The sequence below is a fragment of the Niastella sp. genome (genome assembly GCF_045805085.1).
Classification (GTDB): domain Bacteria; phylum Bacteroidota; class Bacteroidia; order Chitinophagales; family Chitinophagaceae; genus Niastella.
In genome coordinates this window covers 24,514-31,230 of the sequence record NZ_JBJMLX010000426.1, presented here as the reverse complement: position 1 = coordinate 31,230, position 6,717 = coordinate 24,514, and the positions used below count along the sequence as shown (strand labels likewise).

Here is a 6,717-nt window from a genome sequence, read left to right as displayed (position 1 = left end):
TCGGTCTTTAACTGGGTATTCAGTTCAATATTGGTTTTGCTGAGATCGCCCCCCTGTTGTTTCAGTTTCCAGGCCAGGTGCGGGATCAACCGGGGAACGGTACCGCGCGTAGCGTTGAGCGGTTCGCTTAATGCATCGGCAATTTCTTTTTGGGTGAACACTTTGTCTTTGGCAAACTGTTGCAGCCAGCGGTTACGTTCCTGCATAATACGATCGTTGTGTTTGCCCATTACCAACGTCGATGGGCGGTTGGGGATAATAGAAAGGGCGGTGATCTCGGCCAGGGACAGGTGATCGGGATTCTTTTTAAAGTAAAGAATAGATGCTGATTTCACTCCTTCAATGTTGCCACCATAGGGTACCAGGTTCAGGTACAATTGCAGTATTTCGTTCTTGCTGTATTTGTGTTCCAACTGCAGAGCCCGGAATATTTCAATAAACTTATTGAAATACGTTCTGCTTTTGGGCTCCAGGGCGCGGGCCACCTGCATAGTGATGGTGGAGGCGCCTGAAGTACGCTTCCAGCGAAAAATGTTTTTGATAAAGGCACGGCCAATGGCCATGGCATTAATACCGGGATGGCGGTAAAAATACTTGTCTTCTTTTTCGATAATAGTTTTGCGCAACAGCGGCGAGATCTCTTCCAGCTCTGTTTTCATGCGCCATTTCTCATCTTTGGTAAGAAAGGCATGCAATACTTCACCTTTGCTATCGGTAATAATGGTAGAGTATTCGATGTTATCGGGCAGCGGGAATACCCAGTTAAGTGAGAAGAATAAAATGATAGCAATAAAAATAGTAAGTAATAGCCGTTTACTCCATTTATAGGCAACCTGTGCATAACGGTGGCGCGGGCGCCAGGTTATTATACGGGTAACAAACTGCTGTATGGCTTTTCTGTCTGGGGTTTTCATGTGTGTTAGTTCACTTGTTCAGGTGGTAAAAGCACTTTAATAACAAATTAACATGTGGGAGAATAAATTGATTGTAACTTTCGGTTACAATTTCAACTCTATGGCTTTGTCAAGCCTTCCCCCGTAGTTTCCTTGCTAATTTCCGGTTTTCTTTCTATCAACAAAAGGAACATTCCAATATTTAATTCCTTTTTGTATTTTAACGCCCTCAACCCACTCTGGATTGTTATCTGGAATTGGTTTAGGCCTAACCACGCTAATACTTTTAACCCGATATGCGTAAGCAATTGATCGCCTTGATTACAATAGGCGTTTGTGTGCTATCAATGATAGCCGCCTGTAATCGTAGCGCCGTTTCTCTCAGTTATACCAATGCCAAAGGTGAAGTACAATCCCTCGGTAACCTGGTATTCCGCTTTGATAAATCCCTTGTTCCTGATTCTTTGTTGAACAACTGGGATTCCACTGACTATATTTCATTCGAACCAAAAATTGCCGGCCGTTTTCGTTGGGAACGTCCTGATGAACTGGTGTTTTCGCCCGCACAACCGCTGTCGCCTGCTACCAGTTATACCGCAAAGCTGTCTGGCGATCTGCTCGACCATAGTAAATATGGCAAGCTCGAGAAAGGCGAGGAGATCAGTTTTTTCACGCCTTACTTACAACTGGACAATACCAACGTAACCTGGATGCTGCCCGATCAGCATTCCACCAGCGCGTACCCACAGGTTGATCTGTATTTTAACTATGCTATCAGTCCTGCTACCATTAAGGATAAAATGAACCTGGAAGTAGGCGGCAAGCCGTTGAAGTATAGCATCATTACAGAGGGCCCCGACAGCCGCATTTCGCTGCGCGTGGCTGGTTTGAAGCTGGAGGATAAAGACCTCGAGGCTAAAGTAACCTTTGATAAAGGACTGATACCCGATGGAGGCGTGAATGGCACCAAAGATGCGATCGAGAACAAAGTGTTCATTCCTTCTCCTTATAATCTTACTATTAATGATGTACGGGCCGAACACGATGGATTAACCGGAACAGTGTTTGTGCGTACCAGTCAGCAGGTGGTAATGGAAAATCTCGCTTCTCTTATTCGGTTTGAACCTGCGGTAAAGTTTTCGGTTCAGCAAACGGAAGATGGCTTTACCATAAGCAGCGAGAATTTTGATGCTGATAAAAGTTATGTGCTGAATATAAACAAAGGAGTGCGTGGCCGTATCGGCGGCGTATTGCGCGAACAGTATAGTAATAACGTGGTATTTGGGGAACTGGAACCTTCGTTAAGTTTTGCAAACAGCAAAGCGGTGTACCTGAGCGCGCTGGGTAATCAGAATATTGAAGTGCGCATTACCAATGTGCCCAAGGTAAAGGTGATTATATCAAAGATCTACGAAAGCAACCTGTTAACGGCGCAGCGTTATGGCTATAGTCCGAAAGATTCAAGAGGTAACAGCGAAGGAGAAGATGGAGAATACTATGGCGGCGATTATGAAGACAACAGCGATCTGGCGTTGGGTGATGTGATCTATGAACAGGAGATCGATACACGTTCGTTACCAAAATATGGCAACAGCCGGTTGTTTACATTTAATGTAGAAGACAAGCTGCCCGATTTCAAAGGTATTTATCACATCAAGCTGCGGTCGGCTACTGATTACTGGGTGAGCGATAGCCGTTTCATCTCCAAATCAGACCTGGGTTTAATTGCCCGCGAAGGAAAAGATAAACTGTTTGTATTTGCCAACTCTATTAAAACGGCTCAACCGGTGAACGGCATGAACGTAGTGGTGTATGGCAACAACAACCAGGTGCTGGGCACCGGCGCTACCAATGCAGACGGCGTTGCTGAGGTTGCTTTTTCGCGTAAGGAGTTTGCCGGGTTTAAACCTGCGATGATCATTGCCAAAACAGCCAATGATTTCAACTACCTGCCGTTCAGCAGCACCAGGGTAAATACTTCCAGGTTCGACGTAGGCGGTAAACACGGCAATAGTACAGGGCTGGATGCCTTTATATATGCAGAACGCGATATTTACCGTCCGGGTGAAAAAGTAAATTTCTCTGTTGTTTTGCGTGACCGTCAGTGGAAATCGCCTGGCGAACTGCCGGTAAAAATGAAGTTCCTGTTACCAAACGGTAAGGAGTTAAAGAACTTCCGCAAAACATTGAATACACAAGGCGCTGCTGATGGGGATGTGGATATTTCCGAAGCAGCTATAACCGGCAGTTATACGCTGGAAGTATATACGTCGAACGACGTACTGCTGGGCAGTAAGAATTTCAGCATTGAAGAATTTGTGCCCGATCGCATTAAGGTAACCGCTAAACTGGATAAGCCTTACCTGGAACCTGCGCAGAGCGCACACCTGGCCATCAATGCCGTAAACTTTTTTGGACCGCCTGCCGCCAATCGTAATTACGAAGCAGAGATCCAGGTGAGCTCCATCAACTTCAATCCAAAGAAATACGACACCTATAATTTCAGCATAGAAAACCAGGGACTGTCGTTTGATAAAGTGGTGAAAGAAGGCAGCACCGATGATAATGGTAATGCCAGTGAATTGTACGAAGCGCCTGCTTTGTTTGCGAACAAAGGATTGTTGCAGGCTACTTTCTATGCAACCGTTTTTGATGAAACAGGCCGGCCGGTAAGCCGCAGCGCCACTGCCAATATTTATACCCAGAAGATGTTCTTTGGTATAGGCAGCGATGGGTACTGGTACTATCCGCTGAACCAGATGGTGAAATTTCCGCTTATTGCGCTGGATAAAGATGAGCATGTACTGAATGGCGCCCGCGCCTCGGTAAAAGTGATCAAACATGAATACCGTACTGTGATCTCAAAAAGCGGTAGTTATTTCAAATATGAATCACAGAAGGATGATAAAGTAGTGGCTGAGCAGAACATTGCTATCAGTGGTGAAAACAGCACCTATTCATTTGTGCCCCGTTCACCCGGTCAGTATGAACTGCAGGTGGCCATTCCGGGCTCAGAAAGTTATGTAAGCAAAAGCTTCTATAGCTATGGCTTCTGGGGTGGTGAAAACTCTTCGTTTGAAGTAAACACGGAAGGTAATATCGACATCGAGGCTGATAAATCTTCTTACGAAGCAGGCGAGAACGCCAAACTGTTGTTCAAGACCCCGTTCAGCGGCCGCATGCTGGTTACCCTGGAAACAGATAAAGTGGTTTCTTACCAATATGTAAATGTAGACAACAGAACGGCATCGGTTGATCTGAAAATGACAGCCGATCATTTGCCAAACGTGTACGTAACCGCCACGCTCATTAAACCGCATGATGTTAGTGAAATACCATTAACAGTAGCACATGGGTATAAAAGTTTGAAAGTAGAAGAGAAGAGCCGTAAAATAAATGTAGAGATCGTAGCGCAAAAATCGGTTCGTTCACGCACACACCAAAAGGTGACCGTAAAAGCAGCTCCCAACAGCTTTGTTACGTTGGCCGCTGTTGACAATGGCGTGTTACAAATAACAGATTTCAGAACACCTGATCCGTACAACCATTTTTATGCCGCCAGGGCATTGGAAGTAAACGGATATGATCTGTATCCGCTGTTGTTCCCCGAGTTAAAAGCTACGCTGAGCAGCACGGGTGGTGACGGTGAACTGGAAATGAGTAAACGCACCAATCCCATGCCGGCCAAACGGTTCAAGATCGTTTCTTACTGGAGCGGTTCAACCAAAACCGGTGGCAGCGGGGAAGCGGAGTTTGAATTTGATATTCCCCAATTCAGTGGAGAAGTACGGTTGATGGCCGTTGCTTATAAAGATGAAAGTTTTGGTAGCGGCGAAACCGCTATGACCGTAGCCGACCCATTGGTGTTGAGCACTGCATTGCCGCGATTCTTAAGTCCGGGCGATACTGTAACCGTGCCGGTTACTATTACCAATACCACCAAAGGTTCTACCACAGCAACCGCTACCCTGAATGTGAGCGGTCCGCTGAACGTACTGGGCGATAAACAACAATCAGTTTCCCTCAACAGCAACAGCGAAGGCCAGGCCATCTTTCAGGTAGTGGCATCGCCTGCGGTGAGCACCGGTAAAGTAAAAGTGGAAGTACAGGGACTGGGTGAGAAGTTCACCGATGAAACCGAGATCAGTGTTCGTCCTGCTTCTCCGTTGCAGGTAGTAACAGGTAGCGGTTCGTTCACCGGCGGTAATGCACAACGTCTCAATATTCCGCTTAATGATTTTCTGCCTAACAGCACCGATTACCAGTTGGTAGTAAGCCGCAGCCCGGCGCTGGAGTTGGGTAAACAATTGCGGTACCTGGTTTCTTATCCGTATGGTTGTACGGAACAAACCGTATCAACCGCCTTCCCGCAATTATATATTGGTGATCTGGCCGATCAGTTACATACCAATGAAGGAGGCAAATCAACTGCCAACTACCATGTTCAGGAAGCCATTCGCAAGATCAAGTTACGCCAGTTGTACAACGGCGCTATCACTTTATGGGATGGCGAAGGCACTGAAGACTGGTGGGCCACCATTTATGCGGCGCACTTCTTACTGGAGGCGCAGAAAGCCGGATTTGAAGTAGATAAGAATGTTTTGAATGGTATTCTCAACTACATGAACAATAAGTTGAAGAACAAAGAAACCGTTTTATACTACTACAATAGAGACCAGAAAAAAAAGATAGCTCCTAAAGAAGTGGCGTACAGTTTATATGTGCTGGCGCTGGCTGGTAAACCCAATGTAAGCGCCATGAACTATTATAAGGCTAATCCCATGGTGTTGAGTCTTGACTGTAAATACCTGTTGAGTGTGGCGTATGCAGTGGCTGGTGATAAAGCGAAATTTAAAGAGCTGTTGCCTTCTTCGTTTGCCGGCGAGGAATCGGTTGCACAAACCGGCGGCAGTTATTATTCCGACATTCGCGATGAATCTATTGCGCTGAATGCCTTACTGGATGCCGATCCTTCCAATGTGCAGATACCAGTGATGGCGAAACATGTGGCTGATAAAATGAAACAACGTTACTGGTACAGCACGCAGGAATGTGCGTTCAGCTTCCTGTCGCTGGGCAAAATGGCCCGTGCCGCCAGCAAGGCTACCGTAAGCGCCGAGGTAAAAGTAAATGGCAAAACAGTAGGCAGTGTATCAACCAGTCCGCTGAAGTTAACCGCCAAACAATTAGGTGGAACCAATATAGATATTACATCAAAAGGCGAAGGCCGCCTGTATTATTACTGGCAAAGCGAAGGCATCAGCGTAAGCGGTGCTTATAAGGAAGAAGATAGCTACATTAAAGTACGCCGTCGCTTCTTTGATCGCTATGGCCGGGCGGTTGATGGCAATACGTTCACGCAAAACGACCTGGTAGTGGTTCAGATCACCCTGGAAAAATCGTACAGCGGTGATGTGGATAATATCGCTATCAGCGATATTCTTCCGGCCGGGTTTGAAATTGAGAACCCCCGTACCAAAGAAATTCCGGGTATGGAATGGATCAAGGATGCCGCCACGCCTACGGCGCTGGATGTACGCGACGATCGTATTAATTTGTTTGACAATCTGGGAAGCAGCCGCAAAACGTATTACTATGCCGTACGTGCCGTATCGCCTGGTAATTACCGAATGGGACCTGTAAGCGCAGAAGCCATGTATAATGGTGAATACCATTCGTATAATGGTGGTGGGGTGATACGGGTGAATAAGAAGTAGGATAATAGTTGACAGGTTGACAAGTTAACAAGGGCGGGCTTTCTTAAAGGAAGCCCGCTCTTGCTTTTAAAAGCGAATTTGTAAGGTTTTCCCGATATTTGTTTATA

General features: G+C 46.2%; 2 protein-coding genes. One reads left to right on the top strand and one right to left on the bottom strand.

Annotated elements, in window-relative coordinates:
* Nucleotides 1–914 (bottom strand): transglycosylase domain-containing protein (locus tag ACJ751_RS22410; protein WP_407747762.1); only part of this gene is annotated, 914 nt, incomplete at its 3' end.
* A 275-nt stretch (nt 915–1,189) separates the two neighbouring features.
* On the opposite strand from ACJ751_RS22410, the gene ACJ751_RS22405 reads away from it, so the two are divergent.
* Nucleotides 1,190–6,610, top strand: coding sequence for an alpha-2-macroglobulin family protein (locus ACJ751_RS22405; RefSeq protein ID WP_407747761.1), 5,421 nt, complete (start codon nt 1,190–1,192; stop codon nt 6,608–6,610).
* Nucleotides 6,611–6,717 lie beyond the last annotated feature (107 nt).